Origin of the sequence: Erwinia sp. MYb416, assembly GCF_037479575.1 — a bacterium.
Taxonomy (GTDB): Bacteria; Pseudomonadota; Gammaproteobacteria; order Enterobacterales; family Enterobacteriaceae; genus Erwinia; species Erwinia rhapontici.
This window is the reverse complement of record NZ_JBBGYT010000438.1, coordinates 1,407,965-1,424,494: the sequence shown is the minus strand read 5'-3', so window position 1 is coordinate 1,424,494 and position 16,530 is coordinate 1,407,965. Positions and strand designations below refer to the sequence as shown.

Annotated in this window: 6 protein-coding genes and 7 pseudogenes; 10 read left to right on the top strand and 3 right to left on the bottom strand. The window is 56.9% G+C overall.

Annotated features, from left to right (window positions below):
- Positions 1–6 precede the first annotated feature (6 nt).
- A pseudogene (gene nirB, locus WH277_RS16200) lies at positions 7–2,817 on the bottom strand (nitrite reductase large subunit NirB); the annotation flags it as partial.
- 359 nt (positions 2,818–3,176) lie between these two features.
- Entirely contained in the window at positions 3,177–3,848 is a 672-nt protein-coding gene (locus WH277_RS16195) for an ANTAR domain-containing response regulator (RefSeq protein WP_339505956.1), read from the bottom strand.
- A 358-nt stretch (positions 3,849–4,206) separates the two neighbouring features.
- On the opposite strand from WH277_RS16195, the gene WH277_RS16190 reads away from it, so the two are divergent.
- From WH277_RS16190 to WH277_RS16155, 8 genes and pseudogenes are all read left to right on the top strand, one after another.
- On the top strand, positions 4,207–4,719 hold the full coding sequence (locus WH277_RS16190) for an SH3 domain-containing protein (RefSeq protein WP_339505955.1): 513 nt from the start codon (positions 4,207–4,209) through the stop codon (positions 4,717–4,719).
- Between the two features lie 116 nt (positions 4,720–4,835).
- Positions 4,836–5,636 (top strand): annotated as a pseudogene (gene icmH, locus WH277_RS16185) (type IVB secretion system protein IcmH/DotU).
- A pseudogene (tssM, locus tag WH277_RS16180) lies at positions 5,636–7,637 on the top strand (type VI secretion system membrane subunit TssM); the annotation flags it as partial. The pseudogenes icmH and tssM, both read left to right, overlap by 1 nt.
- Positions 7,638–7,665: 28 nt before the next feature.
- A pseudogene (gene tagF / locus WH277_RS16175) lies at positions 7,666–8,266 on the top strand (type VI secretion system-associated protein TagF).
- A 38-nt stretch (positions 8,267–8,304) separates the two neighbouring features.
- Positions 8,305–9,477 carry a type VI secretion system-associated FHA domain protein TagH gene (gene tagH / locus WH277_RS16170; protein WP_133845388.1) on the top strand — a complete coding sequence of 391 codons (1,173 nt, stop codon included), beginning with the start codon at positions 8,305–8,307 and terminating at the stop codon, positions 9,475–9,477.
- Complete coding sequence (locus WH277_RS16165) at positions 9,474–10,250, top strand: PP2C family protein-serine/threonine phosphatase (RefSeq protein ID WP_159337238.1); 777 nt, start codon at positions 9,474–9,476, stop codon at positions 10,248–10,250. The genes tagH and WH277_RS16165 overlap by 4 nt, the downstream gene beginning before the upstream one ends.
- A 14-nt stretch (positions 10,251–10,264) precedes the next feature.
- A complete protein-coding gene (locus WH277_RS16160; RefSeq protein WP_159337239.1) occupies positions 10,265–11,215 on the top strand; it encodes a hypothetical protein in 951 nt (316 codons plus the stop codon).
- Positions 11,216–11,249: 34 nt separating this feature from the next.
- A pseudogene (locus WH277_RS16155) lies at positions 11,250–12,528 on the top strand (serine/threonine protein kinase).
- A gap of 68 nt (positions 12,529–12,596) precedes the next feature.
- On the opposite strand, the pseudogene WH277_RS16150 reads toward WH277_RS16155, so the two are convergent.
- Positions 12,597–13,103 (bottom strand): annotated as a pseudogene (locus tag WH277_RS16150) (gamma-glutamylcyclotransferase); the annotation flags it as partial.
- Positions 13,104–13,339: 236 nt separating this feature from the next.
- Between WH277_RS16150 and WH277_RS16145 the strand changes: the two are divergent.
- Together WH277_RS16145 and WH277_RS16140 are read left to right on the top strand one after the other, a co-directional pair.
- A pseudogene (locus tag WH277_RS16145) lies at positions 13,340–14,183 on the top strand (aminoimidazole riboside kinase); the annotation flags it as partial.
- Positions 14,184–14,987: 804 nt separating this feature from the next.
- Entirely contained in the window at positions 14,988–16,517 is a 1,530-nt protein-coding gene (locus WH277_RS16140; RefSeq protein ID WP_339505954.1) for a carbohydrate porin, read from the top strand.
- Positions 16,518–16,530: the final 13 nt, after the last annotated feature.

Genomic DNA, 16,530 nt, shown 5'->3' with positions numbered 1-16,530 from the left:
TCGGCCTCATACTGTCAGGGCGGTGTCGCCCGGAGTCTGAACCAGCGGCATGCTGGCAACCCAGACCAGCCCCTGTTCAATTTTCACTGGCCAGCAGCGCTGGTAAAGCGCCGGGTTGTCCAGGCTCTGTCCGTCTCTCAGTCGGAATCGCTGTTTGTATAACGGCGAAATCACCAGCGGTTCACCCTGACTGTCACCCAAAAGCCCGCGCGACAGCACATTGGCTTCCGTTCCTGGTTCATGGTCATCCAGCGCGTAAACCGTATCATCAAGCCGGAACAGGGCTATCGCCTGTGAGCCGAGGTGCGCGCCGATCCCGGCCTGCGGGGGGATCTCCTTAAGGGTGCAGACCTTATTCCACAGCGATGTGGGCTGCACGTCATTTACCGAGCGACGGAACAGCGCCAGACGATCGGGGCTGGCCAGCGTGGTCTGCCATTCACACTGATAGCGGTCAACGACGCGCTGCATCTCCTGCTCCAGTTCGGTAACAATCCCGAGCACATCATCCATCACCACCTGACGCAGATACTCCAGCCCCCCTTCAAGGTTATCCATCCATACGCTGGTTCGTTGCAGACGATCGGCAGTACGGATATAGAACATCAGCAGACGGTCGACATAGCGCACCAGTGTTTCTGCATCCAGGTCGCTGGCAAACAGGTCGGCATGACGCGGCTTCATCCCGCCATTGCCGCAGACGTACAGATTCCAGCCTTTGTCGGTGGCAATCACGCCAATGTCCTTACTCTGGGCCTCTGCGCATTCGCGCGTGCACCCCGATACGGCCATTTTAAACTTATGGGGGGTTCGCAGCCCCTTGTAACGGTTTTCCAGCCGGGTCGCGAAACTGGTTGAATCCTGCACGCCGTAGCGGCACCAGGTCGATCCGACACAGGACTTCACGGTGCGCAGCGATTTGCCGTACGCATGCCCGGTTTCAAAACCTGCGTCCACCAGCGCCTGCCAGATAACCGGTAACTGCTCCAGCCGGGCACCAAACAGATCGATACGCTGGCCCCCGGTGACTTTGCAGTACAAATTGTATTTTTGCGCAATTTCACCGATGGCGATCAGCCCCTCTGCGCTGACCTCACCGGCCGGCATCCGGGGTACAACCGAATAAGTCCCGTCCTTCTGGATATTGGCAAAATAACGGTCGTTGGTATCCTGCAGGGGTAACAAAGCGGGCGTCAGCAGATAGTCATTCCAGCAGGAGGCCAGCATCGATCCCACCAGCGGTTTACAGATTTCACAGCCGTTGCCGCGTCCCTGCTTCGCCAGCAACTCTTCAAAGCTTTTGATATTGCCCATGCGAATCAGTGAGTACAGCTCCTGACGTGACCACGGGAAGTGCTCGCAGATATCTTTCTTCACTTCTACGCCCAGATCCGCCAACTGGTACTCCATGACCTGTTTGACCAGCGCGGCACAGCCGCCGCAGCCCGTGGCCGCTTTGGTGCTGGCTTTCAGCGATGCCATATCGCTGCATCCTGCTTTGACCGCGGCGCAGATATCCCCTTTGGTCACGTTATGACAGGAGCAGACCTGCGCGCTGTCCGGCAGAGCCGCCACGCCAAGCGCTTTCGACGGAGCCCCGGCACTCTGCGGCAGGATCAGACTTTCAGGGGCATCAGACAGCGCCATGCCGTTCAGCATCATTTGTAGCAGCAGGCTGTACTCGCTGCTGTCACCGACCAGCACGCCGCCCAGCAGCGTTTTACCGTCAGCCGAAACGACAATCTTTTTATAGATTTCCCGGGGTTCATTGGTCCAGTAATAGCTCTGGCTGCCCGCCGTTTCTCCGTGAGCATCCCCCATTGATGCCACCTCGACTCCCAGCAGCTTGAGTTTAGTACTCATATCCGCCCCGCTAAATGCCACGGCTTCTCCTGCCAGCGTTGCCGCCAGCACGCGCGCCATCTGATAGCCGGGAGCCACCAGGCCATAGAGATGCCCCTGCCATACAGCACACTCACCGATGGCCCAGACGGCTGGGTCTGACGTCCGGCAGCAATCGTCTATGACCACGCCACCGCGTTCGCCCAGCATCAGGCCTGCCGCAGCGGCCAGGTGATCGCGTGGGCGGATACCGGCCGAAAACAGTATCAGATCGGTCTCAAGGGCACTGCCATCGGCAAAATTCAGCCGCAGCGTGCCATCTTCCTGAGCGTCAATGCTCTGGCTCTGCTTACCGGTATGAACAGCAACCCCCAGCGCTTCGATTTTCCGGCGCAGCATCGCAGCGCCCCCCTCATCCAACTGCACCGCCATCAGCCGCGAGGAAAGCTCGACCACCGCGGTTTCCAGACCCAGTTTTTGCAGTGCATTGGCCGCCTCCAGCCCCAGCAAGCCCCCGCCAATCACCACACCACGCGTCGACCCGGTGGCCTTCGCGGCGAGGGAATCCAGGTCGTCCAGCGTCCGGTAAACAAAACAGGACGCGTGTTCGCTGCCGGGGATCGGTGGCACAAATGGGCTGGAGCCGCTGGCCAGCACGAGCTGGTCGTACGCCTGAACACGACCATCTGCTTCGTGCACCTGCCGCCGCTGGCAATCGATAGAGACCACCTGCCGCCCGGTTCGCAGTTCAATGCCGCTTTGTTCAATAAATCCGGGGGGGACCAGGGAGAGTTCCGCGTGCCCTTTCCCGGCAAAGTATTCCGATAAATGCACGCGGTCATAAGCGACATGGCGCTCTTCGCCATACACGACAATATGGAACTGCTGCTGTAGCTGTCGGCTGACCATCTGCTCAAGGAAGTGCTGGCCGACCATGCCATGCCCAATCACCACCAGCGTGGGTTTATCTGCTGCCTCAACCGCTGTATTCACCACGGGTACGTTGCTCTGTTCTTTGCTCATCATTGCCTTGCCCTGAAAAAAACCATAAAAAAAGGCGTCCACCGACATGCGTAATGCATGCGGTTGGACGCCTTTATCCAAAGCACTCGTTGCACCGCCATTGGTGGAACAAATGCATGTTATTTTGTCTTAACAACTGCAAGATAACTTGCAAACACTGTGCCAGAACCGGGTCCGGTACAGCTGTTTATATGCCGCTGTGCGATCAGTACTTTAGCTTTCGACTACGCACGTTAAGCGCGGCTTCCGCCGCCAGGCACGTCGTTGTGCGCTGCGGTGAAGCAAAAGGTGCACAATCTTTGTGCACACGCTTAGTTGTCCTGAGACGCAAATGCAGAAGCCACCGCCAGCAGTGCGCTGGCAATATCCGCCATGCGCTTGTTCTGATTCATCGCCATTTTACGTAGCGCCTGCCAGGCTTGCTCTTCACTGTAGCCGTGGTGCTGCATCAGTAACACTTTGGCGCGGTCGATCTGCTTACGATCCTCAATACTGGCTCGCATGGCGGCCAGCTCATTATCCTGATCCTGAAGCCGCTGTGACTGCTGCTGGATCAGCGCCAGTAATGACCGTCCCAGTTGAGGTGTCAGCCCACCGGGCTCCTGCGTGCCTGACGAAACAGGTGCCCGTCCGTCATTTCCAGCGATGAAGACGCTCCAGGCCGGCTCACGGGCACTTTTTTGCATCTGTTGTTGCAGGTCGATCGGGGTGATATCCCGCTGAGCTTCAGCCGCAGCAATACTCTGGCGGCAGCGCTGCATCAGTGCGCGAGCAAGACAATCTTCCACCGTTTTCAGCCCATCGATCCGCTGGCTCAAAGACTGATGCCAGCGCAGCGCCATTGCCGCGCCCTGCTCATCAGTTCGTGCAGTCGTGCAGGCAATACGCCGCCTTCCGCTCTGTAAAAGGGAGCGCAGGCTGGCGATTTCCCGCTGCCGTGATGCCAGAAGATACGCCAGCGCAGAAGGATAATGATCTGTCATCGACTTAACTCCGCTAGCATTCAAAAGGTCTGGCTAAGCAATTACCGTGCCGGGATGGCGCGACGAACCTGACTGGCATTTCACTGAAAAAAGGCATAGTGCCTGTTTACTGGAGTGATACGGAATCAATTAGTCATATTTATTCATTCAATTACGTGATAGTCAGCCAGCGTGTGGTTTCTAAGCAACCTGCAATGGTTTCCATTCCCAAAAGCGTCAGGTAAACTGACATGAGAATTATCTTTATGTAAACCTGTGAGATTTTTTCCTGGAACGTACAGAGTAATTGACTTTTAATAACACGATATGGCGTCGTTTAATGCCGCCCTGTCGCGTCTGTAAAGAACCCGATTTATAGATGATATTAACGAGGACCAATGTGAAAATTAGCATCGCGTTTACCCTGCTGGCCGTGCTCACTTTAGCGGGATGCAAAGCGCCTCCACCGCCTGTCACTGATGACACCGTCGTCAGCAGCGTTGTTGATGGCGTAACGTTAACGCATCGCTATGCGGTGAAAGCCCCCGCATCCTTCACTCCAGTGAATGAGAATTATCGCGCCCTGTATAATGCGTCTGTCATGACCCGTCCCGACTATAGTGGCAAAGTGGTGCGCTATCTGGAAAACGGTAAGCCGTTCCTGGTGCTGGGTGAAGTGGAGAACCGCTGGTTCGCCATTGCTGACGTTGATGAGCAACAGCTGATTGGCTACGTGCCGCTGAAAGCTGGGGTGAAGAGCGATATGTACGATGCCACACTGCGCAGTGACCGCCCGCGCCCGCGTAAAAACAGCAAGAAAGTGTGCGTCGATGTTGGCGGTAAGAGCAAAGCCTGCCGCAACAATAATACGGCGACCTGGATTCTGGAGTAAGCGCGCCGGATAAGGCCTCACCGTTGCCACGGATGGCAGCAAAAGCGTTTTATTCACTCTACGGTGAAGTTGACCCTATTTGCCTGCTGGCACACAGCCGAGATTAACACATCCTGATGACGTCGGAATTTCCCGTTGACCCAGCTCCGCTGCTCAATGCCATTGTACAAATTCGTCTGGCGGCCACCCATGACGATCCGGCCGGTTTACGCCATCAGCTGATCGATGAAATACGCCAGTTCGAAACACGCTGCAAACAGACTGGCATGCCGTTTGAAATGATTATTGGTGCCCGCTATACACTTTGCGCGGTGATGGACGAAGCCGCAGCACAAACCCCCTGGGGCAGCCGTGGCGTCTGGTCCGGCAATGGTTTGCTGGTCACGTTCCATAATGAAAGCTGGGGCGGCGAAAAAGTCTTTCAGCTGCTCGCACGCATTTCCCAGAATCCCACCCAGCACCTCTGGCTACTGGAAGTGATCCATTTCTGTTTATGCAGCAGAACCGCTACTGCGGCAGATCTGGCAAACGCCGCTGCCAAAAGTGGTCGCAGGACAGCGCGGTGCAGCTCCGCAGGCCCTGCTCGATTTACGCCTGCGTCTGAGCGATCTGATTGCCGAACGTAAGGTTGATGTCACCGACAGCGCCAATCGCTTATTACGGATGACGAGCGGATACTGTCCAGCCGTTTTCCCTCAAACTATGAATACTCTGCCACCCAGGCGCGCGCCATCAGCAGCATGATGGCGCAGTTGATCGCCCAGCCAGGCATCAACGTGCGCGCACAGGGCCGGGGTGATAGCGGTGCACTGTTACCGAACGACAGTAGCGAAAATCGCGCGCAGAACCGCCGCGTTGAAATCACCCTGTTCGCTGCCCCTGAGTCAGACGACAGCCACACTCCGGGGAAAAATTAATGCTGAAGACTTTCTTTTCACTGCTCTCCAGCCGCCTGTTATGGGGGCTGGTCGGTGTTACCGCGCTGTCTGCCCTGATCTGGATGGTGGGACCGCTGCTGCCTTTTACCCGTTTCCAGTCGCTGGACAGCCCATTAAATCGCCAGCTGTTAATCGGTCTGTGCTACTTTTTGTGGATACTCTTTCAGCTTATCCCTCAGCTTTACCGCGCCTGGTTCAACAGCAAGTTGCTGACACGCCTGCAACTCAGCAATATCGACCACGCGGAATTACAGGCTACGGGTGAAATGCTCAATAACCGCTTCAGTGAAGCGGCGATGCTGTTAAAGAAAACCCAGTTTGGCAAACGTAAAGGCTGGCTACAGCGTTTCAGCGCGCAGTATCTCTATCAGCTTCCCTGGTATCTGATCGTCGGTGCGCCTGGTGCCGGTAAAACCACAGCACTGATTAATTCCGGCCTCGACTTCCCGCTCAGTGATGCGATGGGGAAAAGCGCGCTGCGCGGTATCGGCGGCACCCGCCACTGCGACTGGTGGTTTACCGGCGAGGCCGTACTGCTGGATACTGCCGGGCGTTATACCCTGCAAGAGAACCAGCGCGCACGCGATGCAAGCGAATGGCAAACCTTTATCACCCTGTTAAAGCGCTATCGCCCGCGCCAGCCCATCAATGGCGTGATCATGACCATCAGCGTGGCGGAGCTGTTGAGCGACTCAGCAGAGGCCCGCCATGCGCAGGCCACGGCGCTACGCCAGCGCATGGCAGAATTACACCAGCAAACTGGTATCCCCTTCCCGGTGTATATCATGGACCGACCTGCTCAAAGGTTTTATGCGTTACTTCGCCCGGCTGGATAAGCAGCAACGTGAACAGATTTGGGGCTTCACTTTCCCCTGGGAGCCAGGCCTGGGCGATCGCCGACTTCACGCTCAATTTGAACAGCAGTTTCAGTGCCTTTTATCCCGGCTGATGGCCGATCTCAGCGACAAAATGGCACAGGAAAGCGACCTTACCCTGCGTGCTGAATGTTTCCAGTTTCCTCAGGAGTTCAGCGCGCTGCGTCCCCTTCTGGCTGAATATCTGGATATTGTTTTCTCGCCGGAAAACAGCGAAACACCCTGGGCTGCACGCGGTTTGTTCTTTACCAGCGGGACACAAGAAGGCTTGCCGTTTGACCGGGTGATGGGCGAACTGTCACGCAAGCTGCAACTGCCACAACCTCAGGGGCAGTCGATTGCCAGCTGGGACAGTGTGAATCGCAGCGCTCCGATCCCGGCGAATAAGGGACAGAGCTACTTTATTCACGGCCTGCTGCGTGATGTAGTGTTTAAAGAGCGCCGCCTGGCGGGCAGCGATCGCTCCTGGGAACAGCGCAACCGTCTGCTACACCGGGCAGGCTATGCGGTGCTCGGCGTGGCGTTAGTGGCGGCGTCAGCCTTGTGGATCACCAGCTATTATAAGAATCAGCACTATCTGGAACAGGTGTCCACACGCTTACCTGCCGTGACGCGGGAAGCGGTGCAATTGACCGGCAATAATCACGGCAACATCCTGGATCTGCTACCCTTCTTAAACCGTCTGGTGGCATTACCTGAAAGCAGCCAGTTTTCACTGAATGCTCCTCCGCTCAGCCTGCGTGGCGGACTGTACCGGGGGGACCAGATCAGTGAGGCGACCTGGGGCCTGTATCAGGGGGCTTTGAGAGCATTGTTGCTGCCGCGTGTGGCGCAGACCATCGCACAAACCCTACGCAATGATGACGGCAAAGATGCTGAGTTCAGCCGTAATGCCCTGCGCGCTTATCAGATGCTGTACCAGCCGCGCAGCTATGACGGCGAGTTCCTGCGCGGCTGGGTGATGCAGAATCTGCAACGCAGCCTGCCGTCCAGCGTCACGACACAGCAAATCCAGCAGCTGGACTGGCATTTAAGTCAGTTACTGGATCGTCAGATACTAAGTTCGCCTTATATGCGTGATAACGCGCTGATGGTCAGACAACTCACCGCAGCTCACTGAGAAGGTCGTCGTCATGGCAGTAAAAAATGACCTGGGATGGTATGGCAAGCTTCCTACGGCAGGCGACTTTTTACTGCGCCGGATGCCGCAGGTATTGATTCGCGCTGCCCGCCACCTTGGGCGTACAACGCGTGCAGATCGGCTGCATGATGCCGTCGCGCGACAGAGTCGGGCGCGCATGGCCGTTGCTGGTTATTCAGAGCGTGCCGGTAAAAGCCTGGCACCCGGCTCAGCTGTCCATCTCCGGGGAATGGTTCCAGGAGCTGGGCGCCACGATGAATCAGGCCATACAACAGATGCACTCCGCCGACTGGCTGGAACAGGCGCTGCGGGGCATCCCACCGCTGTCGTTACCGGACACCGGGCGCTCCGATATTATGGATGTGATTGGCTATCAGGATCTGCCGTGTACGCTGGCCTGGCGGGAAGTCGCCACGCGCTTTGACCCCTTACAGTACACCAGTTACTGGTGGACTAATCAGAGCGATGGCTATCCGCTTGCCAGCCATAAGCACAGCGGTAATTTGACCGCTCAGCTGTTTTCGCAGTTATTTCATCCGGCAGCCGGATCGCTGTCGGGCCGTCACGGACTCTATCCGCCGATGTTTGAATAGAGTGATCAGGCCTTCGTGCCTCATTGCAGGAAAAACGCATGCGATTGACCATTTTGCAGAATCAGGCCGATGTTCCGGTAACCGCCTGTGATTTTTTGCCACCAGGCGGCACGATTGGCCGCAGCGTTGATAACGATCTGGTGCTGCCCGACCCTGACCGGGCAATCTCTCGTTTACAGGCGCTGGTGCATGTGGCGGCAAACGGCGACTGCCGTCTGACCAACCAGGGCAGTGTGATCGCGGTGATCCACAACGGCAGCGAACTGATGCGCGGCAGCCAGGTGATGCTTGATCACGGCGATACCTTAGCCATTGGCCCTTATCAGATTGATGTCAGCGACCCGCAGCGCGTTACGGTCCCCACAGAGCAACATATTGATCCGCTGTCGCTGTTTGCTGACGATGATGGCAGCAATGACGATCCCTTAAGAATGCAGCACACCGCTGATGACCTTATCGTGCCGCAGATGGAAAGCCTCACTGCCGAGGCGCTTGGGCTGCGATCGGCGCGCCAGACGGTGGCCCGGCTGGGCATCGATCCGGTCAGTCACGATGCGCCCGCTGGCGCTCATGACAGCAGTGCTGAGGGCTCGCGTGAACAGCGTCTGCTGGCCGCCCTGCTGGACGGTATGGGGCTGGATACCACGCTGGAGAAAACCCCACTAACTGAAGACCAGATGCGTACCACCGGGCGTATGCTGAGCCTGTTCTCACAGGGAACGGTTGCGTTGCTCTCGTCACGCTCGATCCTCAAGCGCGGGGTTAAGGCAGAGATGACCATGATCCTTAATGAGGCGAATAATCCCTTTAAGATCCTCCCCTCCGGTAAAACCGTATTGATGCAGATTTACCAGAGCCAGATGCCAGGCTTTATGCCACCGGAGCAGGCAGTACGCGATGCGCTGGTCGATTTACAGGCCCACCAGTTGGGGATGATCGCCGGTATTCGCGCCATTATTGCCGCAATGTTGCAATCCTTTAATCCGCAGCGGCTGGAAGATTTGGCCCGTCGCGATGGCGTGGTGCCACGTCTGGCGCTGAGCAGCACGAAGAAAGCGGCACTTTGGGACTATTTTATGCGCCACTATCAGCAGACCGCGGGGGAAATTGAGGATGACTTCCACACCCTGTTTGGTGAAGCATTCCTGCACGCTTACGATGTGGAAGTTAATCAATATAAAGATTCGCAAACTCCCCCGGAAGATGCATGAATATCAATTATTTTGCCACCAGCCAGATCGGCCAGCGTGAAAGCAATCAAGACACCACTGGCGCCCTGCTGGGGCAACACAGTGCCTGCTTTATGGTCTGCGATGGTGTGGCAGGAAGTGCGGGTGGCGAACTGGCCGCGCAGATTGCCCGCGATACCCTGCTTGGTCAGCTGGACGGCGAAGCGCCCCTGCACCCCGAGCATACGGCTACGCTGATAGACAATACCGAGCAAGCTATTCGCCATGTGCAGGAGATTAATCCGAAATTTCACCAGATGAGCACCACGCTGGCTGCGCTGTTTATTAACCGTGATGCCCTGCACGCCTGGTGGGTACATGCCGGGGACAGCAGGGTCTATCTCTTCCGTCGCGGGGTCGTCCATAGCGTCACCCGCGACCACAGTCTGGTACAGCAGTTGCAGGATGCAGGTTACGAAAATACGGGAATTAACAGTAATTTACTGTATAACGCCCTGGGTGCTGATACCGCGAGTCCGCATGGTTACAGCGAAGTGATGGCGCTGGAAGATGGTGACGCATTTTTAATTTGCACGGATGGTTTCTGGAGTAACCTGACGCCCGCCGAGATGGAGCAGGCGCTTCGTATGGTTAATTCCCCTGCCGAGTGGCTGGCGCTGATGCAAAAAGCCATCGACCGTAGCGCAAAAACAGATAATCTGAGCGCCGTGGCGGTATGGGTGGGTTCACCTCAAGAGACCACATTACTCTTTTCCATGGCGGATTCTGCCCGTTTTCTGCCGCCACGCGATTAACACCAAGGAATGCTATGAAATTTTGGTTGCCAGCTACATTGACTCTGTTGTTCGCCACCACGGCCCAGGCGGCAGACTATCGAGTGGTCTATTCCCCCAGCCTTGAGCTGGAAGTGTTTATCGATAATGTGACCAGCAACACGCCTGCGGCATGGTGCCAGGAGACGCTTAACCTGCGCATCGTTTCCGGTAAAAGTACCGAATCGGGCGTGCTGACCAGCTTCTTACCGCGCGTGGGAAATTTACTGCAAAATCAATGTGGCAAACTGCTGGAACTGCCCTGGCAGATGACCAATGGTAAAGGCACGGTTTTGGCGACCGGCACGGCGGCAAAAGAGCAGAGCTGGCGCCCGATTGTCACCGCGGATGCCACCGCGACGGCAACGGCCAGTAATGCCTCGCCACTCGATCTCTCGCAGCCGGCTAACGCCGAGCCGTTGCAGCATTTCGATCTTCCCGGCGGCTGCCATTTCCGTACCTGGTGGGATGATAACGGCCAGTCGCTGTTTATCCCTGACGATAAAACGATGAATTGCTCTACCGAAGGCTGGCTGGAAGGCTCGAGTACACTGACGCTGGCTCAGGGTAACTCGCGCGAACCGCTGGCCGTCAGTTTCTATCAGGGCTATCCGCTGACGCATCTGCATCCGAAGCCAGACTCCCTGGATGTGGTGGCAGTGAATAACCAGCGCCTGGTGCTGGCACGGCGCGATGCCCCTAACAGCTGGCTGGTGCTGCCCTTTAATAATAACCTGCATGTGTGGTCATTTGATGGTGCGCTGTTGGTGAAAATGGACAAAGCGCAGGCCAGCGATGGGGCTGCATTGAAAGCAACGGTGGATGCCGTACGCAAAACCTGGTCAGGCATCATCGACGCAGGTGTGAAAGTGAACGTGCTGTTGGTGGATGACCTGCACGCCGACCTGGCCGACCCGGCGATTGGCGCCTGGCGCACCGTTAACTAAACCCCGTTTATCAGGACGCCAGGAGCGTTTCACTATGTCGGCAAACGAACAACAAAAAAATGTCCCGAACGCCCTCCCGGCGGGCTACCGTTTTAATGAGTTTGAAATCAAGGAAGTGATCGGTGGCGGCGGTTTCGGCATTGTGTACCGCGCCTGGGATCACCTGCTGGAACGGACGATTGCGATCAAAGAGTATCTGCCGGTGTCACTGGCCAGCCGCAACGATGATCTCGCCATCCAGCTGCGCGGCGAACGCTACCAGCGCTTATTTAACGCCGGACTGAACAGTTTTATCCAGGAAGCACGTCTGCTGGCACGGTTTAATCACCCGGGACTGCTGCACGTCCTGCGTTTCTGGGAAGAGAACGGCACCGCGTATATGGGGACGCTGTTTTACAGTGGGATGACGCTGAAAGAGTGGCAACAGGGCAGCCCGGAAAGCATTAACGAGGCATGGATACGCCAGCTGCTCCCGCCGCTGTTCGGTGCCATCAATACCCTCCACCGCGCCGGTTATCTGCACCGTGATATCTCGCTGGATAATATTCAGATTCAGGAAAATCAACTGCCGGTCTTGCTCGACTTCGGTTCGGCGCGCAAAGAGATCGGTAACCTTTCCGATGAAACGGAGATTATGCTGAAACCGGGTTATGCGCCGATTGAACAGTACAGCGAAGAAGGCGACAGCGATCAGGGTCCCTGGACCGATATCTATGCGCTGGGCGCCGTGCTGCATACGCTGATTACGGGCAATCCGCCGCCGGTCAGCGTGGTGCGCTGCATCGAAGATCACTACCAGCCGCTCAGCACATTACGCCCGGAAGGCTACTCCCTGTCGCTGCTCAATGCGATTGACCAGGCGTTACAGATGGACCCGCAACAGCGTCCGCAGTCCATTGATGACCTGGCCGCCCTGCTCGATTCTCCGGTGAGTGAAGGTTATGGCACCGCGCGTCAGCGGTCTGGCGGTCATCGCGGTAGCGGCCCTGGTGTGGGGACTGAATCGTGGCGATAATGTGGCACCCGAGCATTCTGCTGCCGCCAGCAATACCCCCGGCAGCGTTACCGCCACCGTGCAAACACCTGTCGCCAGCGCGCCGGCAATGGCAACCGTCTACCTGAAGCTGAGCGGTAACGACTCTCTGCTGCTGAACGGCAGCGTGATGGAGGTCAAGCCTAACAACAGCGGTTACGCGTCGTTGAACCTGGCGGCGGGGGATTATCATCTGGAAGTGCGTACATCAACCGGTGTTCACAGTCAGCAGTTGAAGATTGATCATGCAGGCACCTGGTTAATTAACCCGGGCCGCTAGTTCTGCGAGATCGATGCCCACACGGGATGCACGTTTGACGTTATTCCGTGTGGGTCATCGCGATGCGGTTATCCCACCAATCCATTGTGGCACTGCTGTAATTCACGCACACGCTGCACCAGATCTGTCAGACAGTCGTCATGCATCCCCCGCTGCTTCAGCTCTGTTTCCAGCGAAAACAGATACTGCGCGTTGGTACCCAATGGCCCTTTCGCTTGTGCGATCAAAGGCGCGATGGTTTTCGGGCAGGAGTCCGGCTCATACAGAGCGTGACGCGGGTCCATCACAAACACCAGTGCGGTTACCGTGCGCCCGTCATCCAGCGCCATGTCACACCAGGTCGGCAGATAACAGCCGGTGATCATCTCACGCTTCCACAGCAGTTCCAGCTCTTCGTGCAGCTTTTCCTCGGGCAGGCAGAATGCCAGTCCGGTGGTTTGGCCGCCCTCTTTCAGCGCCAGCATACGTCCTGGCTGGCTGGCGGTGCCGCGCCCGGCGGTCAGCCGCAGACAGAACGCCCGGTGCCAGCCTTTCAGCGTACCGGCAGCGACTTCATCCGCTTCAAATACCGGGTTCCTGTCTCGTTTTCAGCAACATCTGAATGCTACTAACGACCTTATGCATTTCCGCGTACGCAATCAAGTTTGAAGGCGATCACAAAAGAAAAAAGTTTCACTTAAGGTGATCGGCAGCCAGAGGAAAATCTTTACGCCTTCTCTCACCCAACCCTCGTCAAAACGATAAAAGAATTTTGATTTTTTTGCTAAACCAGTTTAGCTTTTCGTCAGATAACCACTTCAGGATAATGACAATGAGCAAGAAAATTTGGGTACTGGGCGATGCGGTAGTAGACCTCCTGCCCGAGGGGGAAACACATTTGCTGAAGTGCCCCGGCGGTGCCCCTGCCAATGTGGCCGTGGGTATTGCCCGCCTTGGCGGCCACAGCGCCTTTATCGGCTGCGTTGGCGATGACCCCTTTGGTGAATTCCTGCAACAGACCCTGCACCATGAAAACGTGAATATCGACTGGATGTACCGCGCCCCGGGTCAGCGTACCTCGACGGTACTGGTCAGTCTGGATGCTGAGGGAGAACGCCAGTTTACGTTTATGGTGCGTCCTGCGGCTGACCTGTTTCTCAGTGCCGACCGTTTGCCTCCTTTCCATGCCGGTGAAGGGCTGCATTTATGCTCCATCGCCCTGAGTGCAGAACCCTCACGCAGCGCGGCGATGCAGGCGATGCGCGCGATAAAAATGGCTGGAGGATGGGTCAGTTTCGATCCGAATCTACGCGATGATTTATGGTCAGACCCTGTGGAAATGGCTGCTGTACTGGCCGATGCGTTTGCGCTGGCTGACATTATCAAGCTGTCAGAAGATGAGCTTTCTGCCCTGAACCTGTGGCAGTAAAGGCGTTTACCTGTGGCAGGACGGATCTGTTCAGCACTTTGCCGCTCCCCGCGTTGACGTAGTGGATACCACGGGTGCGGGTGATGCATTTGTGGCCGGTCTGCTGGCTGCGCTGGCGACCGAAGCACATCCGCTGGTGCCGGAGCGGCTTGATGATGCCATTCAACAGGCGCAGCGCAGTGGTGCGGCTGCGACCACCGCTAAAGGGGCGATGACCGCCCTGCCTTATGCTGGTGATCAAGAGCGTTTCGCTTTCCCGCTGCGCGGGCTGAGCGACCAAAGGGCGGCAGTCGCCCCGCCCTTTGGAATCCGGGCTTGCGGCAGGCGCTGCGCCCGCTTTCAGCGGGTGCCTTCGCAAGCGTTGCTCACCGACGGAACGCTCGTGACGGCACATCCTTGTGCCGGCCCGAGCTTTCACCGCCGTCCTGGCGGTTCATCCTGGTTCACATCACTTCCTCAGCGCAGCTTAATTGCCGCCTCAACATCAAAACAAAAATCTAAGAAATTAAAACACCAACAAAAGCCAAGAATGGTTCGTTGGCGTTTGGTTTATTTTTAGTCCGTCTTTGATTGTTCTTTTGACCTGGCCGTTGACCTTTTGAGCGGCAATTAAGCCTCGCCGAAGGAGAGCGGATTTCCAGGACGAGCCTACAGGACGTCGGCGAGAGGGTGAGCCGGGACAGGGATGTCCCGTCACGCCCGATCCGGCGGGAAAGCCGATCGACTGAGGGAACCCGCGTCAAGCGGGCGATGCGCCTGCCGCAAGCCCGGGTTCCCAGGGCGGCGGCGACTGGCCGCCCTGGGTCGCTCAGCCCGCGTAGCGGGAAAGCGAAATGCCCTTGACCTTAAGACGTTGACGTTGACGTTGACGTTGACCTTAACCTTAACCCCGCCTGCCGCAAGCCCCCCAACAGACGCTAAAGTGCCAACCCGATCACACTTCCTAAACCGGGTTAGCCAATGTGATTGAAATACATAATCCGCTTCGCTTACTCTCTGCATCGAACCGGTTTAGCAAAAAAACAAAACAATCACACTGGGAACCGTGCAAATGATCAAACCTCGTATTCTGGCGACCGCCATTGGCCTCGCTTTAGCCGTACCGACATTCAGCTTCGCCGCACCCACGTTGACCAGCCTGGAAGAGCGACTGATGGCCATGGAGCAGCGTCTGCAAAAAGCCGAAGATCGTGCCGCGATCGCGGAAAACCGTGCCGAGACAGCAGAGAAAAAAATCGTCCGACTGGAAACACAGCAACAGAAACAGCCCGCCGCCCTGCCTGTAGCGGCCAGCGCCCCCGCTCCTGCCACCACCGCCGCGACCACCAGCACCAGCAATTTCGCTGACGGTTTCGAATTCCACGGCTATGCACGTTCCGGTCTGATCATGAATGATTCCGCAGCGGGAACGCAAAGTGGCCCCTACCTGACACCCGCCGGGGACACGGGCGGTGCCGTTGGGCGACTGGGTAACGAAAACAACACCTACGTTGAGCTGAACTTTGAACACAAGCAGCAGCTTGCCAACGGTGCCACCACCCGCTTCAAAGCGATGCTGGCCGACGGTCAGCGGGATTATAACGACTGGACAGGCAGTACCAGCGAACTGAACATTCGTCAGGCGTTTGTTGAACTGGGCAATTTACCGGAATTCACCGGTGTGTTTGACCAGAGCACGCTGTGGGCGGGTAAACGCTTTGACCGCGATAACTTCGATATTCACTGGCTTGACTCGGATGTGGTGTTCCTTGCCGGCACCGGGGGCGGGATCTATGACGTCCAGTGGGCAGATGGCCTGAAGAGTAACTTCTCGCTGTACGGGCGTAATTTCGGCGATATTGAAGCGATTGATAACACCATTCAGAACTACATTGTCACCAGCAATAACTTTGCCGGTCCATTCCAGCTGATGGTCAGCGGGCTGCGGGCAAAAGATAACGATGAGCGCCTGAATCCGAGCCGCGAGAATGACAATGCCGGTGACAGCGGTGTTCACGCTATGCTGGCACTGCACAACGACAGTTTCTGGGGCCTGCGCGAAGGATCGGCGAAAACCGCCCTGCTGTATGGTCGCGGGCTCGGGGCCGAAGTGAAAGGCATCGGCTCTGACGGCAATCTGACCCAGCAGGCAGAAACCTGGCGCCTCGCCAGCTACGGCGTCACGCCGCTGAATAAAACATGGAGTTTTGCCCCGGCCGTGCTGGCGCAAACCAGCAGCGATCGTTATGCCGCCGGTGACCACTATCGCTGGACCACGCTCAATGCGCGTTTGATCCAGGAGATTAACCAAAACTTTGCCCTCGCTTACGAAGGCAGCTATCAGTATATGGACCTCGATCCGCAAGGCTATAAAGATCGTCAGGCAGTATCCGGCAGTTTCTGGAAGCTCACCGTTGCCCCCACCTTTAAAGTGGCTGATATAGGTGATTTCTTTACCCGTCCGGAGATCCGCCTCTTCGCCAGCTGGATGGACTGGAACAGCTCGCTTGATCGCTATGCCAGCGACGATTCATTCGGCAGCAGCGGCTTCAGCGCAGGCGGCGAATGGAACTTCGGTGTGCAGATGGAAACCTGGTTCTGATGACCTCATCACA

What these genes read in the sequence shown, in the direction of transcription:
- WH277_RS16195 (WP_339505956.1), bottom strand. Translation starts at nt 3,848, where the DNA reads ATGACAGATCATTATCCTTCTGCGCTGGCGTATCTTCTGGCATCACGG.
- WH277_RS16190 (WP_339505955.1), top strand. Translation starts at nt 4,207, where the DNA reads ATGATATTAACGAGGACCAATGTGAAAATTAGCATCGCGTTTACCCTG.
- WH277_RS16140 (WP_339505954.1), top strand. Translation starts at nt 14,988, where the DNA reads ATGATCAAACCTCGTATTCTGGCGACCGCCATTGGCCTCGCTTTAGCC.
- WH277_RS16165 (WP_159337238.1), top strand. Translation starts at nt 9,474, where the DNA reads ATGAATATCAATTATTTTGCCACCAGCCAGATCGGCCAGCGTGAAAGC.
- WH277_RS16160 (WP_159337239.1), top strand. Translation starts at nt 10,265, where the DNA reads ATGAAATTTTGGTTGCCAGCTACATTGACTCTGTTGTTCGCCACCACG.
- tagH (WP_133845388.1), top strand. Translation starts at nt 8,305, where the DNA reads ATGCGATTGACCATTTTGCAGAATCAGGCCGATGTTCCGGTAACCGCC.